The 15507-nt window shown below is 42.2% G+C and carries 17 protein-coding genes; 15 read left to right on the forward strand and 2 right to left on the reverse strand.

Translation table 11 applies throughout. The features are described from left to right. Positions 1-70: 70 nt before the first annotated feature. Positions 71-454 (reverse strand): hypothetical protein, encoded by a 384-nt coding sequence (locus tag CC97_RS16305; RefSeq protein ID WP_044976280.1) that lies wholly within the window; start codon positions 452-454, stop codon positions 71-73. Positions 455-1358: 904 nt separating this feature from the next. Between CC97_RS16305 and CC97_RS16310 the strand changes: the two genes are divergently transcribed. The 4 genes from CC97_RS16310 (at position 1359) to CC97_RS20365 (ending at position 3683) form a co-directional block, all read left to right on the forward strand. Beyond that, positions 1359-2213, forward strand: coding sequence for an amidase domain-containing protein (locus CC97_RS16310; protein WP_044976283.1), 855 nt, complete (start codon positions 1359-1361; stop codon positions 2211-2213). Between the two features lie 51 nt (positions 2214-2264). Next, the gene (locus CC97_RS16315; RefSeq protein ID WP_044976285.1) at positions 2265-2720 is read left to right on the forward strand and encodes a GNAT family N-acetyltransferase; all 456 of its coding nucleotides are present in this window, start codon (positions 2265-2267) and stop codon (positions 2718-2720) included. A 607-nt stretch (positions 2721-3327) separates the two neighbouring features. Beyond that, positions 3328-3483 carry a hypothetical protein gene (locus CC97_RS20650; RefSeq protein WP_197021876.1) on the forward strand — a complete coding sequence of 52 codons (156 nt, stop codon included), beginning with the start codon at positions 3328-3330 and terminating at the stop codon, positions 3481-3483. Positions 3484-3545: 62 nt separating this feature from the next. After that, a complete protein-coding gene (locus CC97_RS20365; RefSeq protein WP_156036954.1) occupies positions 3546-3683 on the forward strand; it encodes a hypothetical protein in 138 nt (45 codons plus the stop codon). 450 nt (positions 3684-4133) lie between these two features. Here CC97_RS20365 and CC97_RS16325 read toward each other — a convergent pair whose 3' ends face one another. Further along, entirely contained in the window at positions 4134-4685 is a 552-nt protein-coding gene (locus CC97_RS16325) for a hypothetical protein (RefSeq protein WP_156036955.1), read from the reverse strand. 360 nt (positions 4686-5045) lie between these two features. On the opposite strand from CC97_RS16325, the gene CC97_RS16330 reads away from it, so the two are divergent. The 11 genes from CC97_RS16330 (at position 5046) to trmFO (ending at position 15507) form a co-directional block, all read left to right on the forward strand. Next, a complete protein-coding gene (locus CC97_RS16330; protein WP_044976292.1) occupies positions 5046-5510 on the forward strand; it encodes a dockerin type I repeat-containing protein in 465 nt (154 codons plus the stop codon). A 191-nt stretch (positions 5511-5701) separates the two neighbouring features. Next, the gene (locus CC97_RS16335; protein WP_044976294.1) at positions 5702-6886 is read left to right on the forward strand and encodes a hypothetical protein; all 1185 of its coding nucleotides are present in this window, start codon (positions 5702-5704) and stop codon (positions 6884-6886) included. Between the two features lie 24 nt (positions 6887-6910). Further along, positions 6911-7777: a YihY/virulence factor BrkB family protein gene (locus tag CC97_RS16340; RefSeq protein ID WP_242848225.1), complete on the forward strand. Its 867-nt coding sequence runs from the start codon at positions 6911-6913 to the stop codon at positions 7775-7777. A 50-nt stretch (positions 7778-7827) separates the two neighbouring features. Next, positions 7828-8352, forward strand: coding sequence for a flavodoxin domain-containing protein (locus CC97_RS16345; RefSeq protein ID WP_044976298.1), 525 nt, complete (start codon positions 7828-7830; stop codon positions 8350-8352). Positions 8353-8619: 267 nt separating this feature from the next. Beyond that, positions 8620-9144 (forward strand): translation initiation factor IF-3, encoded by a 525-nt coding sequence (infC, locus tag CC97_RS16350; RefSeq protein ID WP_044977150.1) that lies wholly within the window; start codon positions 8620-8622, stop codon positions 9142-9144. A 17-nt stretch (positions 9145-9161) separates the two neighbouring features. Then, positions 9162-9365 (forward strand): 50S ribosomal protein L35, encoded by a 204-nt coding sequence (gene rpmI / locus CC97_RS16355; RefSeq protein ID WP_044976300.1) that lies wholly within the window; start codon positions 9162-9164, stop codon positions 9363-9365. Positions 9366-9423: 58 nt separating this feature from the next. Further along, positions 9424-9777 carry a 50S ribosomal protein L20 gene (gene rplT / locus CC97_RS16360; RefSeq protein ID WP_044976302.1) on the forward strand — a complete coding sequence of 118 codons (354 nt, stop codon included), beginning with the start codon at positions 9424-9426 and terminating at the stop codon, positions 9775-9777. 130 nt (positions 9778-9907) lie between these two features. Beyond that, positions 9908-10729, forward strand: coding sequence for an RNA methyltransferase (locus CC97_RS16365; RefSeq protein ID WP_044976304.1), 822 nt, complete (start codon positions 9908-9910; stop codon positions 10727-10729). Positions 10730-10841: 112 nt separating this feature from the next. Beyond that, positions 10842-12026 (forward strand): DNA-processing protein DprA, encoded by a 1185-nt coding sequence (dprA, locus tag CC97_RS16370; protein ID WP_049962982.1) that lies wholly within the window; start codon positions 10842-10844, stop codon positions 12024-12026. 92 nt (positions 12027-12118) lie between these two features. Further along, a complete protein-coding gene (topA, locus tag CC97_RS16375; RefSeq protein ID WP_044976306.1) occupies positions 12119-14200 on the forward strand; it encodes a type I DNA topoisomerase in 2082 nt (693 codons plus the stop codon). Then, complete coding sequence (gene trmFO, locus CC97_RS16380) at positions 14200-15507, forward strand: methylenetetrahydrofolate--tRNA-(uracil(54)-C(5))-methyltransferase (FADH(2)-oxidizing) TrmFO (RefSeq protein ID WP_044976309.1); 1308 nt, start codon at positions 14200-14202, stop codon at positions 15505-15507. Before topA ends, trmFO begins: the two co-directional genes overlap by 1 nt.

The raw sequence follows: 15507 nt of genomic DNA on the forward strand, positions 1-15507 counted from the left end.
TATTCCTCCTTTAACTTGGTGTTCCGGTATGCTGGATTTTTCACAACATACCAGAACGCTTTTTTCTATATTAACGTTTGAATATAAACGAAAACAAGGCAACTGCGCCGAGTGTAATGACAGTGTTTCTTAACGCCAAATCAGCGTTATCAAGTTTTTGATTACTAATACTTATATCTTTTCTTGTGTTTACAAGAAGACATAACTCGACTTTCTCTGCTTCAGTTAAATCTTTGGAATTAATAATATGATTGATTACTGTTTCATAACCACTTGTATCTGTCATAGAAATGGTTTGATCTACAGTATCATGATTAGTAAAGATGCTATAGCAGCAGTTTAATAAATTTGTGTTTGATTCGTATTGGTTGGAAACACTACATTTATATGCTTCAAAAGCTTTGCCAGTTAAATCGGATGCAGCGCAACCAAGAGTGCTTATTATTTCGTTCATGATAAATTCTCCTTTTTGTTATAATGTTTTTTAGAGAGCTTGTGGTTGATGAAGATTATCATATCTATTGGAATACAATAGATATAGAAAAGTTTACCAGATAGCATTGATTCTCCTCAAAACAACATTTGTATTTTAAGTGGTTGTAGATGAGAACAGAGCGATTATTCAATAAGATGAATATTATGAAAGCACTTTCTTTATGCTTAGTATATCATGCTGTTTGTTAACATGCACTGTGCATAAATTATTTTTGTAATCTTTTACAATAAATATGATTGAAATTTGTGAATCATGAACGATAACATCAAAGAATTAAATATTTTGCTATGGAATAATGAAATAATTAGTTAATAATTTATGAGGAAAAGGAGATGTCAATAAAGATGGTGTTGTAAATGTTACAGATGTTGTTAAGGTAGCTCATTACGTTAAGACCGGATGCGGCAATTTTGCACCTGAGCAGCTTTTACTTGCTGATGCCAATTATGATGACAATGTTGATAATAAAGATGTAGATATTATCGCCTCAATAGCAAAACACAAGTTCTGATAAACAATTATAAATCAGGACGGTACTCTTAATTAAAAAAAGTTAAACAAGGCTCAGATACGTTCAGTATGTATCTGAGCCTTTGCTGTAACAGCACGATGTGGAAATGGTTGAACCGAAGCTTCGCTCCGGTTCGGTTGAAATTCAAATTTTCATTTTGAAAATTTGAATGAGTACTTTTCACAGAAATTATTAAAGATGGAATTTTGCTTCAAAAATTAATTGACAGAAAATAAATAATGTGATAATGTGATTATAAAAAGAAATGGTTATTTTCATCTCGGAAACGAGATGAAAATTATAGAATGCAGCTCGCAGAGTTGCCACATTTATAGCAGGAGACATAAAAATATGAGAAAAATACCCGCAGTACTTCTTACTGCTGTACTGGTTGCTGCAGCCGTGTTTGCAGTTATCTGCGCTATTCCGGCAGAGTTTGATGATAACGATACTCATGACAGATTTAAAGGCGATCATGAGATAAGACATCTGACTTTATGTGCCGAAAAATCCTCTGAGGACAGTGATGGTGACGGAGTGGCGGATTGCTGTGATCCGGAGCCGGATCAAGCAAACAGATTTTATAACAGAAGCGTAGTTCGTGAATATGCAAAAGCTGCTTCCGTGGAGCTGCAGAACGGGACGTTCAGATATCTTTCTCCGACACAGGGTGACAGCGCTACCAACTGTGCGAATTTTGTTTCACAGTGTCTGTATGCAGGCGGGTTTGAGATGAATGAAGAATGGTACATGAAAAAATACAGCGGAAGAACATCTTCATTAAAACGTCTCTCCGATAAAATAATCACAACTGCAGAACGCTTTGTTTCCGGAAGTTTCGGCACAGGTAATGCAAATGACTACACGGACATGGATTATGAATGGTCGCTTATCTGGTCCTGTGCCGGCGACCAGCTTGAATACGGCACGGAGCATTTCTTTGAAGGGAAATACGAAGTAAATACATTTGATGAATTTTATGAGATCATCCGGAAAGCAGATATACAGACCGGTGATGTTATTTATCAGAGCGTCGGTAACATTTATCATGTGGTCATAATTTCAGATATAGACGAAGAAGGCACAGTCTATATCGCTTCACATAATCCGCCGCTGTTTGACTGCAGGCTTGATGAGGACGGCTGGAAAAAGCACGGATTTCAGGGCGGAGCGGTTATCGCAGAGGTGAAGGATATCTGTGAATAATGATGACAGAATAATGTTATCAGACAGAGCTATGCGGTACAGGAGGAAAATATGATAAGAGAAGCTGATGAAAAAGATCTGAAGGGACTGCTTGAATTATATCTTCATCTGCATGAAACAAGAGTTCCGGAAACAGATGAAAAACTGAAAAACACATGGAATAAAATACTCGGAAACAGCGATTACCATCTGATCGTTGCAGAAGAAAACGGCAAAATAGTTTCCTCATGCACATGTATCGTTGTACCTAATCTGACAAGGGGCGGCCTGCCGTATGCGCTTGACGAAAATGTCGTAACGCATACCGATTACCGCGGACGGCATCTTGCATCAGCATGTCTGGAGTATGCAGGAAAAATCGCAGAAGAAAATGACTGCTACAAAATAATGCTGATAACCGGATTCCATGATCCGAAAACCCATGACTTCTACAGAAACGCCGGTTACAGCAGTGACGGGAAAACGGCGTATTATCGTCTGATTAAAGAAGTGAACTGGAAAGCATAATGAATATAACTTGCAAAACTGCGACCTTAATCTGTTTATAAATCACATTTGTATCATACAAAAACAACATCATGATTTTTGGCTATAATAATCAAAAATCATGGTTTGAATTTTACTTATAAGCAGTTGATTTCAGCACTTTATTATATTATAATGAAGTTAATTCAAACTGTTTTGTATAGTTTGAAGAACTACAACCCTGTAAATATGCAGGGTTCTAAAACGTTTTCATTAGTTTTCACCCCCTCATTAAAGAACTACAACCCTGTAAATATGCAGGGTTCTAAAACCACCTGTGGTTCCTCATAAACCTCAGTTGCTGAACTACAACCCTGTAAATATGCAGGGTTCTAAAACCTTTCTGCCTTCATGTTCTGATTACTTGTGAAACTACAATCCTGTAGTTATACAGGACTCTAAAATGCCCATATTTGTACCTCTTACAGTACTTGTATGAACAAAAAATAAGTCTATATCTGAATTGATTTTCAGGTATAGACTTTTTTGTTGCACACTTTTTGCATGGTTACTGAGATGCTGGTATGGTATTATGTAAGTACAGAAGAAATCAAGCCAACAAACGTTAATATGCAGGAGGATAATAGTCATGAATAACGTTGGAAAAACAGTTTTATTTGCTTTGCTCATTATTTATATTGTCTCACCGATTGATGCTTTTCCGGGGCCAATCGATGATGCGATACTTTTGCTGATATCGATTATTGTAAACACCAAAGCTGGTAAAGGAAAAGAGGAGAAGTGATAACTGACAGAGAGTAATAGAAAAGTTTTTAATCCCAAAAATGAATAATCAGGAGCGTAGTTATGGAATTTGATAACACATTATTAATTGATGCAGCAAATGAGTTTTGCTGGGAAACTGGAAGATATATTGGAGACTATTGTGTCTGTGAACTTTGTGATCACAAGTATGAATGCAGTGGTTATGAAGATAAGGATTGATACAGTCGGATCTATATTTTTTATTGTTTAAAAATCAGTATCTGAGAAAGTGAAAGGATCGGTGCTTATGATTACGATTTTTATTATTTGCATGATTTTGAGCGCAATGAGTGATTCGAAAAATGAAAACACCAGTATTATTGGAACTTTATTCGGTGAACTGGTATCGGAATTACTTTCAAATATCTTTTGATCCTTAACAGAATGAACACTCCCTGTGATCAAAGCGGAAGATGTCACAATGGTTGCAGGGAGTGCTTTATTCAATAGAAAGGCATATCTCTGAAAAATAAAAACGTCCTCAGCACATCGCTAATTTAGTGCTGAGGACTTTTGCATATGTTTTAGTTACTGTATTACGTTTCATTATAGGCGATTACATAAAAATAAAGCAGGCATCCGAACGGATGCCTGCGGTTAAGATTAGCTGCCTTCGGCAGCTCACCATTTTTAGTTGAGTTTCTTTTTGAGGCTTTCAAGAGTTTTTGCGGATATTCCGGTGCATTCAAGAATGATGTCGTCTGAAATATTGTATTTCAGCATGTTTAAAGCAGCTTTTTTCTTGGCTTTACGTTCACCTTTTCTTTCAGCTCTAAGTTTGCTTTCTCGGATGGTTGCGAGAATATCATAACCTTCAATAGGTTCATCTACAATATACTGCATAACTTTTCCGCCTCCTGTTAATGCTTTTGAATTGATCAGTTGTGTTTTTTTTAGGGAAGCAATTTCTTCGTAAGATAAGCCTGTACACTGAGAGATTGTTTCATCTGATAAGTTAAGGTTCAGCATGTTTATTGTCGTTTCTTTTTTTTCTTCATATCTGCCTTCGGCAATACCTTCATTTCTTGCTTCTTCCCTTGAAGCAATATCATCTTCCTTACGTAGAAGGTTTTCATCAAACAGTTCAGCCATCATAGTAACAACCTCCTTGCTGTGTAATAGCGTACCATCTAAACGATGGTGTTCTTTTCTAATTATATAGTAATGATTCATAGTTTTCAATACTGTATTTTCACCTCGAATCGAGGTGAAAATTATAGAATGCAGCTCTGCAGAGCTGCCACCATTTCAAATGGCAGTGTCTTGAAGCTGTAACACTCGTAAAGTGGTTGAAATTTTACTGATTTAACTAAAATGAAGTCAACTGTAGAATATGATTGTATAAACGATATATTGATTATGAAGGAGAGATTATATATAATTATTATTGGAACGAGAATGAACGGTGTAGTTTTTAGTGAAAACGGGTTATGTCGTCTTGTTCCTTTTAAAAATTTATAATAGCAAAGCACAAGAAAACGCTGATTTACGCATGGATCAGTGCTTTCACAGAGACTTTGCAGATATCGGAGGTAAAACAAAATGATAAGAAAAAGACTTTTAACAGGATTTATGGCCCTTGCGCTGGCACTCAGCGGTGTAGCAGCTTTATCACAGAAAAGCATTGATGTAGTCAGTGCGAAAGAAACATACCCGGTAGGTACGCCTGATTTTTCAAGGGACTTTGGTGACGTTGAGAAATGGCCAGATGCAGTATACAAAGTTGAACCTACACCACATGATAATTTTCATACACGTGTTTTTTATAAGTATAAGATATTTTACATTTATGCTGGAAGGGTAGATTACTGCGATTATCTTTGCGGTGATGTCAATAAAGATGGTGTAGTGAATGTTACAGATATAGTTAAGACAGCTTATTATGCTAAGACAAGATGTGGAAATTTTGCACCTGATGAATATTTTATTGCTGATGCCAATTATGACGGCACAATAGATAATAAGGACGTTGATCTTATTGCATCAATAGTTAAAGGCAAGTTCTGATAAATGCCGTGAATCAGGACTAAAAACATTGCGGTGTCCTTAAAATTCTACAATTACAAATAATTAATAAAGGCTCAGATATGTACAGTTACGTATCTGAGCCTTTCCTGTAATATATGGACATTTACCCTGTTTTTATGGTATAATATTTGAAGAACAAAAGAAACATACTTCCTGGAAGGGGGATAACTATGGTTTACCAGAAAACAACAAATAATGGAGACCTTCTTGAGACAGATATATACTGGAAGGCTGAAAAATACCTTGAGTTTAAAAACAGGAGAAATGAAATATTCACTATTGAGCCGGGGACGGTTTTTACGGTGTCGGCTGAATATAATCACCGGACGGATGATTATGAAGTGATGATAACATGCTACGGATTTGACGAGGGAATGAGAAGGGGGATCACTTCTCCGTTTGCGGAAAAGAGCAAGGTGGAGCAGCGAATGGAGGAGAGTGAATTCTTTGCGCTTAAGCTCGACCTTGACAGGAAATGCGTCAGCATGAAAAAGAATATACTTGAAGCTAAGATCATGAGCAACAGCCATGTTGTTGATTACTGTAATAAAAAAGAGGCGGCAGGAAAAGAATATCTTGCTGTACAGTCTCAGGCTGAGGATATTAAGAGGCAGCTGAACAGCGGACGCCGTCAGCCTACAAATATTGAAAAGAAGATCTCAAGGTTTATCGATGTTTCGGCACGTGTTGAGGCAGATGCTTCGACGAACGGGCCTCTGAAACAGGTAAGCCAGATCTCGTTCGGCGTTTTTCTGATGCTTTTTCTGCTTTCGCTCGGATCCTCTCCGTCACCGAATTTCCTTATGGTGTTTCTGTTTTTTGCGATCATGTTCGTGAGCGGCCTCAATATGATATTCGGACCGAAAGTTGCTGCCATTGTGGTCTGCAAGGTGCTGTCGCTTCCGTTTATTATAGGTGATTTTCTCACGGGAAGCGGACACGGTCAGAGACTTGACAGGCAGACCTGCCGTCAGCTTGAGGATGATCTTAAGATGCTGGATTCTGAAATGCATCTCCGCGCACTGAAACAGCAGGAACTGAAAAGGGAACTTGACAGAAATTTCGCCCTTGTAAACAATGAGGCGTTTGGTGCGGCTCTGCCGCTTGTAAATCCTGCTCCGGGACAGATGTTATCAGTTCCTTCTCCGGGGCAGATGCAGGAGATCGAAACGAGGACTCCTGAGGAGATCACGGGCGGATGTGAAAGAGTGGCATATCCTGTTTATGAACGGGAAGGTGATACTCCTGCCTCGGATGAGCGAAAGGTTATAAGCCTTACCAAGACCGGACGCAAAGCAGGCGGTGCGCAGAATCCGGAAAGAAAAAAAGTCGATCTGCGCAAGCACTATTACTGATTCGGAGGATAAGTTTTGAAGGGGATGAAAAAACCACTTAAGATCGCACAGAAGATAATGGGCTTCTGCGATATGATAAGCGCCGACAACATCGGATCATTTGCGGCCAGTGCTGCATACTTTTTTATACTGTCATTTTTTCCGCTGGTAATGCTGCTTATGTCGCTGCTGCGGTACACCAATCTTACCCGTGACCAGCTGACAGATCTGCTTGCAGAGGCAGTGCCGCCGGAACTGCATTCGATAATGGTCGGCATAATTTCCGAGGTTTACGGGAAAACGGCTCTTACCGTTTCGCTTTCCGCACTGGTTATACTGTGGACTGCGGGCAAGGGGTTCATGGCGCTGAAAAACGGCATGGACATTGCCGTTGGAGCATCGAAGAAGCGTAATTATTTCTGGCTGAGGATCCTCGGTACGTTCAATGCCGTAATTCTCATGGCTGTAATACTGGCGGCACTTGCCCTCGGCGTATTCGGCCAGATGCTTGAAGATATGATTGAAAAGCACATTGATTTTCCCGGCGACTTTGTCATGTTCATTGTGACATTCCGAAAGGTCATCATGCTTGCAGGCTTCGGACTGCTTTTTACGCTGGCCTTTCTTTTTACACCGGACTGGAAAAGAAGCGAAAGAAATTCCCGCAGAAAAGTCCGTATACTTTCACTGCTTCCCGGTGCACTGGTGAGCTCGGTGGGATGGCATCTTTACTCCGCGCTGTTTTCATACTATCTCAGATGTTCACACGGTTTTGAAAATATGTACGGAAGCCTTGCAACACTTATCGGTGCGATGTTCTGGCTTTACGGATGCATTTATCTCATACTGATCGGACTTGAGATAAATGTGTACCTGATGACTGATGTACATGATGCCGGTACAGCCGGATAACAATAAATGCGGGCTGCGTCAGCGGTCCGGATACTGAAAGGAAAAGGAAAATGAAAGCACTTGTAATTTACACTTCACAGACCGGCTTTACAAAGCGTTATGCCGGATGGCTGGCTGAAGAACTCGGCGGAGAAGCTGTTGATTTAAACGATGTGAAAAATGCATCTGAAGAACGCTTTTCGGGATACGACACCATTGTCTACGGCGGATGGGCAAACGCCGGAAAGATAGTGCGTGCAGAATGGTTCTTAAAAAAAGCTCCGTCCTGGAAAGACAAAAAACTTGCCGTGTTCTGCGTTGGTGCAGCGAAGGCCGGCGATCAGAATATGAGAAATGCGCTGAACAAGGCACTTGACACCGAGCAGAAAAAATACATCGGCATTTTCTATCTGCCGGGCGGAATGAACTACGAAAAGCTGAAGGCAGGCAGCAGACTTCTTATGAAAGCGTATGCCGCAATGCTGAAGAAAAAGCCTGAAACACGGGAATACGGCGAAATGATATCAAAGTCATTCGATATGTCAGACAGAAAATATCTTGAACCGGTACTGAAATATCTGGGAAACACTGATTAAACCGGAAATCCGGCTTCGCCGCGGAGCCTCGCGCTGAGCTGATTTATTGAAAAATCGGCGTATCCCGGGAAAATAAAATAAAAAAACACTTGACAAGGTCGTTAAGACGTTGTATAATAGATAAGTAAAACAAAGCAGAACCTCAGTTCTCACCGGTTGGTCGCTTATATCGAACCGGTAAATACTTTAAAAAAATTTTTAAGTATGAGTACTGGCGTTTTGTCTGTACTCATTTTTTTATTAAAATTTATTATAGTCTTGGAGGTGCTGACGATTAGCAACAAGGAACTGCAGATAAACGAAGAGATTCGCGACAAAGAGCTTCGTGTCATTGGTAATGACGGTGAACAGCTTGGAATGCTTTCAGCGGCAGAAGCGCTGGAGATAGCTTATGAAAGGAATCTGGATCTGGTAAAGATCGCTCCGCAGGCAACACCGCCTGTATGCAAGATCATGGATTACGGCAAGTACTGTTTTGAACAGGCTAAGCGTGAGAAGGAAGCAAGAAAGAACCAGAAGATAGTTGAAATAAAAGAGATCAGAATGTTCTCCAATATCGATACTAACGATTTCAATACCAAGGTAAATCAGGCATGCAAATTCCTGAAGTCAGGTGATAAAGTCAAGGCTTCGGTACGTTTCCGTAAGAGAGCTATCGCTCATCCGGAACTCGGTGGAGAATTGCTTGAGCGTTTCAAGGAAGCTTGTCTGGAGGTTGGCGTTGTTGAAAAGCCGGCAAAGATGGAAGGACGTAGCCTTGTTATGTTCATTTCACCAAAGACGAATAAGTAATTAAGGAGGATATAAAGATGGCTAAGGTTAAGGTTAAAACACATTCAGGAGCCAAGAAGCGTTTTAAGGTTACTGGAACAGGCAAGTTCAAGTACCAGAAGACAAACAGAAGACACAGATTAACTCAGAAGGATACAAAGAGAAAGAGAAGCAACCGTGCTTCAGGCGTAGCTGATTCAACAAACATGGGCGCACTCAAGCAGTTAATGCCATACGCATAAGCTGACCTTTTTGTACGACGAAAAAATTTTATAATCAAATAATCGGAGGTAGAAATATATGGCACGTGTTAAGGGTGCGATGATGACTCGTAAGAGAAGAAACAAGACTCTCAAGCTTGCTAAGGGCTACTGGGGAGCTAAGAGCAAACACTTCAAGATGGCTAAACAGGCCGTAATGAAGTCAGGCAACTATGCATACGTAGGACGTAAGCAGAAGAAGCGTAACTTCAGACAGCTCTGGATCACAAGAATCAGCGCTGCAGCTAAGCTCAACGGCATGAACTACTCAACACTTATGAACGGTCTTAAGAAGGCTGACATCACATTAAACAGAAAGATGCTCTCAGAGATCGCAATCAACGATCCTGAAGGTTTCACAGCAATTGCTGAAAAGGCAAAGGCTGCTCTTTAATCCGAACACAACACGCTCATTATTTTAATATTGAGCGTGTTTTCTTTAATTTATAAGGTTAACGCGGAATGGCATAATATGCTTTGCATCCGTGTCATTTCAGAGGGTGATCTTCAGGTCATACCTTTCTATGAAATTTGAAAGTGGTGTTGTTTTGACTGTAATTACATCAAAGGACAATCCGTCAGTTAAACTTTACATGAAGCTTTCGTCATCCAAGAAAGAGAGGAAAAATTCGGGACTCTATGTTCTTGAGGGTTTTCGTCTCATTGAAGATGCGGTAAATGAAAAAGCTCCGGTTAAACAGCTCTTCTTCACTGAAGATGCTTACGGAAAATACTCTGATGAGCTATCCCAGGCTGATTTGAAAGAAGTAAAGATCCTGATTATTTCAAATGAGCTTGGAATAAAAATTTCATGTACGGAAAAGCCGCAGGGAGTTTTTGCAATATGCGAAATGCCGCCTGCGCGTTCTCTTGAAAAAGAAATAAATAAAAACGGAAGATATGTAGTCCTTCACGGACTTCAGGATCCGGGAAATCTGGGGATGATCATAAGGACGGCTGATGCTGTGGGAATGGACGGGGTGATCCTTTCCGAAAGCTGCGAACTTTACAGCCCGAAGGTGATAAGGTCCACAATGGGGTCGGCATTCCGAATGAAGATATTTGAAAGCCGTGATACGGATGAACTGTTCTCATGTCTGGAATCGAACGGTATAAAAAGCTATGCAGCTGTTATAGACAAGGATGCAGTCGATCTGAGGACGATCAGATTTGAAGGCGGCTGTGCCGTATTTATCGGAAACGAAGGCAATGGTCTTCCTGCTGAAATAGCATCACGGTGCACGGTAAAGGCAACTATCAGAATGTCGGGTCACATAAATTCGCTGAATGCCGCAATGGCCACCGGTATATTTATGTGGGAAATGTCCGGAAGCAGTATACACTGACAGGGAGTACAGTGCCGGTCCTGTATCATCACGGTTCCGGATCCACGCGGCCAGATATGTCAGCGCACTGCGGTACACTGCCGCAGTGCAGACGGAAATAATGAGGAGAAAAATGAAAGAAAAACTATACTGGATCATGCTTGCCGGGATATTCGGTCCGGCTTCGCATGAACTTAGTGAACATATAAACCGTTACGGCGGCCCTGCTGAGGTTTACCGTGCGGTATGTGAGGCAGTAATACCGCTTAAACCGTATGAAAAGCGGCAGTTTTCGGTATGGACGAAGGAAAAGGCTGATTCCGTCATCGAAGAGTGTGAGAAAAAGAATATTTCCATACTCACGCCTGATGATGACGGTTATCCGTCAAAACTGAAAACGATTTACGATCCTCCGGCAGTTCTTTATGCTTTCGGGGATATTTCATGCCTTAACGACGAGCTTACTTTAGGAGTGGTCGGAACAAGAAAACCTTCCGCGTACGGAAGAACAGCTGCCGGAAAGATATCGGCAGAACTTGCAAAGGTCGGTTTTACTATTGTAAGCGGATTTGCGGCGGGAATCGATTCCGCTGCCCACAGGGGAGCTCTGTCTGCAGGCGGAAAGACCGTCGCAGTGCTCGGCTGCGGAGTGGATGTTATCTATCCGAAGACAAATGAAGATATTTACCGGATTCTTGCTGAAAACGGCGTGTTTATTTCAGAATTCCCGCCGGGAACGCCGCCGCTGGGAAAGAATTTTCCGTTAAGGAACAGAATAATATCGGGTATATCACTTGGTATTTTCGTAGCTGAAGCCCCGCTTCACAGTGGTGCACTTATAACTGCCGAATCAGCCATCGAACAGGAAAGAGACGTTTTCTGTCTGCCGCCTCACGACATTTTTGACAGGAATTTTGAAGGCGTTGTAAAGTATCTGCGTGACGGCGCTTTTCCGGTGTTCAGTCATCTCGACATAATCTACGAATACTGCACCAACTATTCGCATAAGCTCTCGCCGGTAAAGCCTTCAGATGAATACAGCACACCGCGCGGAACAGATACGCATGTTTCAGAACCTGCTCCGAAAAAGAACGGTAATACGCATGTAAAGAAAAAGGTCAGACCCCGTGCCAATTTGTCCGGCCTTCCCGAAAATCAGAGAATAATAGCAGATCTTCTTGCAGAACGTGATCATCATATTGATGAACTGTGTGAACGGTCAGGAATCGATATGTCTGATCTTCTTACTGAACTGACTGAAATGGAGGTCTCAGGACTTGCAGTGTCACTGCCGGGAAATATTTATGCTCTGAAGTAATTAAAAAACTTTTGACAAATCAAAATAAATCATATATACTATATAATTGTATATTACAGTTGTTTACCTACAGAGAAAAAAAGGAGAAAGAAATGTCTGATCTTGTAATTGTAGAGTCTCCTGCAAAGGCAAAGACTATAAAGAAATATCTTGGACCGGGATACGAAGTTATCGCATCCATGGGACATGTAAGAGATCTCCCGAAGTCAAAGATCGGTGTTGATCTTGAAAATGATTTTGAGCCTATTTACACTGACATGAAGGGTAAAGAGGATGTTATAAAGGAATTAAAGAAGTACGCAAAGAAATGCGACAAGATCTATCTCGCAACTGACCCGGACCGCGAGGGTGAAGCTATATCATGGCATATAGCGCAGATGCTTGATCTTGATCTGAACACGGACAACAGAGTTGCGTTCAACGAGATCACAAAGTTCGGTGTACAGAGCGGTATGAGCAATCCGCATAAGATCAATATTGATCTTGTAAATGCACAGCAGGCAAGAAGAATACTTGACCGTATTCTTGGCTACAAGCTCAGTCCGTTCCTCTGGAGAAAGGTAAAGCGCGGACTTTCAGCAGGACGTGTTCAGTCCGTTGCTGTAAGTCTCGTTGTTGACCGTGAAAACGAGATAAGAAAGTTTGTGACACAGGAATACTGGAGCATTGACGGCAAGTTTACAGCACCTTCGAGCAGAAAGATATTCTCGGCAAAGCTTGCTTCCATCGATACCAAAAAGGTCGATCTGAAGAATGAGTCTGAAACAAACAGCATTCTTGCGTCACTTGAAAACGAAGAATTTAAGGTTACAAAGGTAAAGAAGAGAGTTACCAAAAGACAGCCGGCTCCGCCGTATATCACTTCCACACTCCAGCAGGAAGCTTCACGCCGTATGGGATTCCAGGCGAGAAGAACGATGAAGGCAGCACAGGAACTTTACGAAGGTATCGAAATAGAAGAACTCGGTCTTGTCGGTCTTATCACCTACATGAGAACAGACAGCCTTCGTGTTTCCGATGAAGCAAAGCAGGCTGCAGCTGAATATATAAAGAACAAGTACGGTGAGGAATATCTTCCGCCGTCACCTCGTGAATACAAGTCAAAGAAGAACGCACAGGATGCGCACGAAGCTATCAGACCTTCAATGCCTGAGCTCGATCCTGAACGCGTAAAGAACAGCCTTACAACTGACCAGTACAAGATATACAAGCTCATCTGGGAGCGCTTTATCGCAAGTCAGATGGCAAATGCACTTCTTGACACTGTTTCTGCTGAGATAAACGCAGGTAACTGCACATTTACTGCATCAGGCTACTCAGTCAAGTTCAAGGGATTTTCAGTAGTTCACGTTGAGTCAAAGGATACATCTGCTGACGAAGAGGAAAACAAGGAACTTCCGCCGCTCGAAGAAGGCGATGTTCTCAAGGTAAAGTCACTTCTCGGAAACCAGCACTTCACACAGCCGCCTTCAAGATACACTGAAGCTACGCTCATCAAGACTCTTGAAGAAAACGGCATCGGCCGTCCGAGTACATATGCTCCGACTATCACGACCATCACATCACGTATGTACGTTGAACGTGACGGCAAGCAGCTCAAGCCGACAGTTCTTGGTGAAGTAACCACTGAACTTATGAAGGAACACTTTGCAAACATCGTAAATGCGAAGTTTACTGCAAGCATGGAAACAAGCCTTGACGACGTTGAAAACGGAGACAAGGACTGGAAGAGCACACTTAAGGAATTCTACAAGGAGTTTGATGCTACTCTCGCAAAGGCCGAAGTTGCCATGGAGGGCAAGAGAGTCAAGATACCGAGCGAGGAAACAGACGTTGTCTGCGACCAGTGCGGAAGAAACATGGTCATCAAGATCGGACGTTTCGGAAAGTTCCTTGCATGTCCGGGATTCCCTGAATGTACAAATACGAAGAAGATCGTTCAGGCTACCAAGGGTGTATGTCCGCTTTGCGGAAACACTGTTATCGCACAGAAGTCAAAGAAGGGAAGAAACTTCTTCGGCTGCGAAAAGTATCCTGAGTGCAATTTCATGACATGGAACACTCCGATCGAGGATACATGTCCTAAGTGCGGATCCACCCTGTTCAAGAAGGGCGGAAGAGCCGGCAAGATACTCTGCGAAAAACCGGGATGCGGTTACGAGAGAGGTCTGTAATGGCGGTAAAGGTAATAGGTGCAGGTCTTGCAGGCTGTGAAGCAGCCTGGCAGCTTGCGAATGCCGGTATCGAAACTGAACTTTATGAGATGAAGCCGGTGAAATACTCTCCGGCTCATCACTATGAGGGTATGGCTGAACTTGTATGTTCAAACTCCCTCAAGGCTGCAAGGGTGGATTCTGCCTGCGGCCTTCTCAAGGAGGAAATGAGACGCTTAGGTTCACTTATCGTTCCGTGTGCTGAGGCGACATCTGTTGAGGCGGGCGGTGCGCTTGCAGTTGACAGAACAAAGTTTTCCGACCTTGTTACACAGAAAATAAAGGAACATCCGTACATAAAAGTTATTTCCGAAGAAGTGACTTCCGTTCCGGAGGGTGATGTTATAATTGCTACCGGGCCTCTTACTTCCGGTGCACTTGCTGAGTCGATCGCGGAAAAGTGCGGCAGTTACTTAAGCTTTTTTGATGCGGCTGCTCCTATAGTCACATTTGACAGCCTTGATACGGATATTGTTTTCTTTGCTTCGCGCTATGACAAGGGCGACGCGGATTACATAAACTGTCCTATGACAAAGGAAGAGTACGAGCTTTTCTATAATGAGCTTGTAAATGCGGAATCAGCATCGCTAAAGGAGTTCGACAGGGAATCCTTCAAAGTTTACGAGGGATGCATGCCGGTGGAGGTGCTTGCAAAGCGCGGACCGGATACCATGCGTTTCGGTCCTCTCAAACCGGTGGGCCTTACGGACAGGAGAACAGGAAAGCGTCCGTGGGCTGTCGTTCAGCTGCGTAAGGAAAACCGTGAGGGTACGATGTACAACCTTGTGGGATTTCAGACAAATCTTAAATTCGGCGAGCAGAAAAGAGTGTTCTCGCTTATACCGGGCCTTAAGGATGCTGAATTTGTCCGCTACGGTGTAATGCACAGAAATTCGTTCATAAACAGTCCGAAGCTTTTAAAGCCTACTTTTGAAATGCGTGATATTCCGGGACTGTATTTTGCCGGACAGATAACCGGTGTGGAAGGATATGTTGAATCAGCTGCCAGCGGAATAATGGCAGGGCTTAATCTTGCAAGAAAGCTTGCAGGAAAGAGTGAATTCGTCATGCCACGTGAAACAATGACCGGTGCGCTTTCACTGTACATAAGCGACAGCTTTAACGACGGAAATTTCCAGCCGATGGGTTCAAACATGGGAATTCTTCCTGAGCTGCCTGAGCGTATAAAGGACAAGAAGAAAAAGTACCAGATGTATGCGGAAAGAGCTCTTGAAAAAATGGAGGAGCTTCTGGCGGCAGAAAGATAG

This window comes from Ruminococcus sp. HUN007 (assembly GCF_000712055.1).
Classification (GTDB): Bacteria; Bacillota; Clostridia; order Oscillospirales; family Ruminococcaceae; genus HUN007.

Excerpts from the sequence above, each read along its gene's own strand:
- CC97_RS16305 (WP_044976280.1), bottom strand. The coding sequence starts at position 454 with ATGAACGAAATAATAAGCACTCTTGGTTGCGCTGCATCCGATTTAACT.
- CC97_RS16310 (WP_044976283.1), top strand. The coding sequence starts at position 1,359 with ATGAGAAAAATACCCGCAGTACTTCTTACTGCTGTACTGGTTGCTGCA.
- CC97_RS16315 (WP_044976285.1), top strand. The coding sequence starts at position 2,265 with ATGATAAGAGAAGCTGATGAAAAAGATCTGAAGGGACTGCTTGAATTA.
- CC97_RS20650 (WP_197021876.1), top strand. The coding sequence starts at position 3,328 with ATGAATAACGTTGGAAAAACAGTTTTATTTGCTTTGCTCATTATTTAT.
- CC97_RS20365 (WP_156036954.1), top strand. The coding sequence starts at position 3,546 with ATGGAATTTGATAACACATTATTAATTGATGCAGCAAATGAGTTTTGC.
- CC97_RS16330 (WP_044976292.1), top strand. The coding sequence starts at position 5,046 with ATGATAAGAAAAAGACTTTTAACAGGATTTATGGCCCTTGCGCTGGCA.
- CC97_RS16335 (WP_044976294.1), top strand. The coding sequence starts at position 5,702 with ATGGTTTACCAGAAAACAACAAATAATGGAGACCTTCTTGAGACAGAT.
- CC97_RS16340 (WP_242848225.1), top strand. The coding sequence starts at position 6,911 with ATGAAAAAACCACTTAAGATCGCACAGAAGATAATGGGCTTCTGCGAT.
- CC97_RS16345 (WP_044976298.1), top strand. The coding sequence starts at position 7,828 with ATGAAAGCACTTGTAATTTACACTTCACAGACCGGCTTTACAAAGCGT.
- rpmI (WP_044976300.1), top strand. The coding sequence starts at position 9,162 with ATGGCTAAGGTTAAGGTTAAAACACATTCAGGAGCCAAGAAGCGTTTT.
- rplT (WP_044976302.1), top strand. The coding sequence starts at position 9,424 with ATGGCACGTGTTAAGGGTGCGATGATGACTCGTAAGAGAAGAAACAAG.
- CC97_RS16365 (WP_044976304.1), top strand. The coding sequence starts at position 9,908 with ATGAAATTTGAAAGTGGTGTTGTTTTGACTGTAATTACATCAAAGGAC.
- dprA (WP_049962982.1), top strand. The coding sequence starts at position 10,842 with ATGAAAGAAAAACTATACTGGATCATGCTTGCCGGGATATTCGGTCCG.
- topA (WP_044976306.1), top strand. The coding sequence starts at position 12,119 with ATGTCTGATCTTGTAATTGTAGAGTCTCCTGCAAAGGCAAAGACTATA.
- trmFO (WP_044976309.1), top strand. The coding sequence starts at position 14,200 with ATGGCGGTAAAGGTAATAGGTGCAGGTCTTGCAGGCTGTGAAGCAGCC.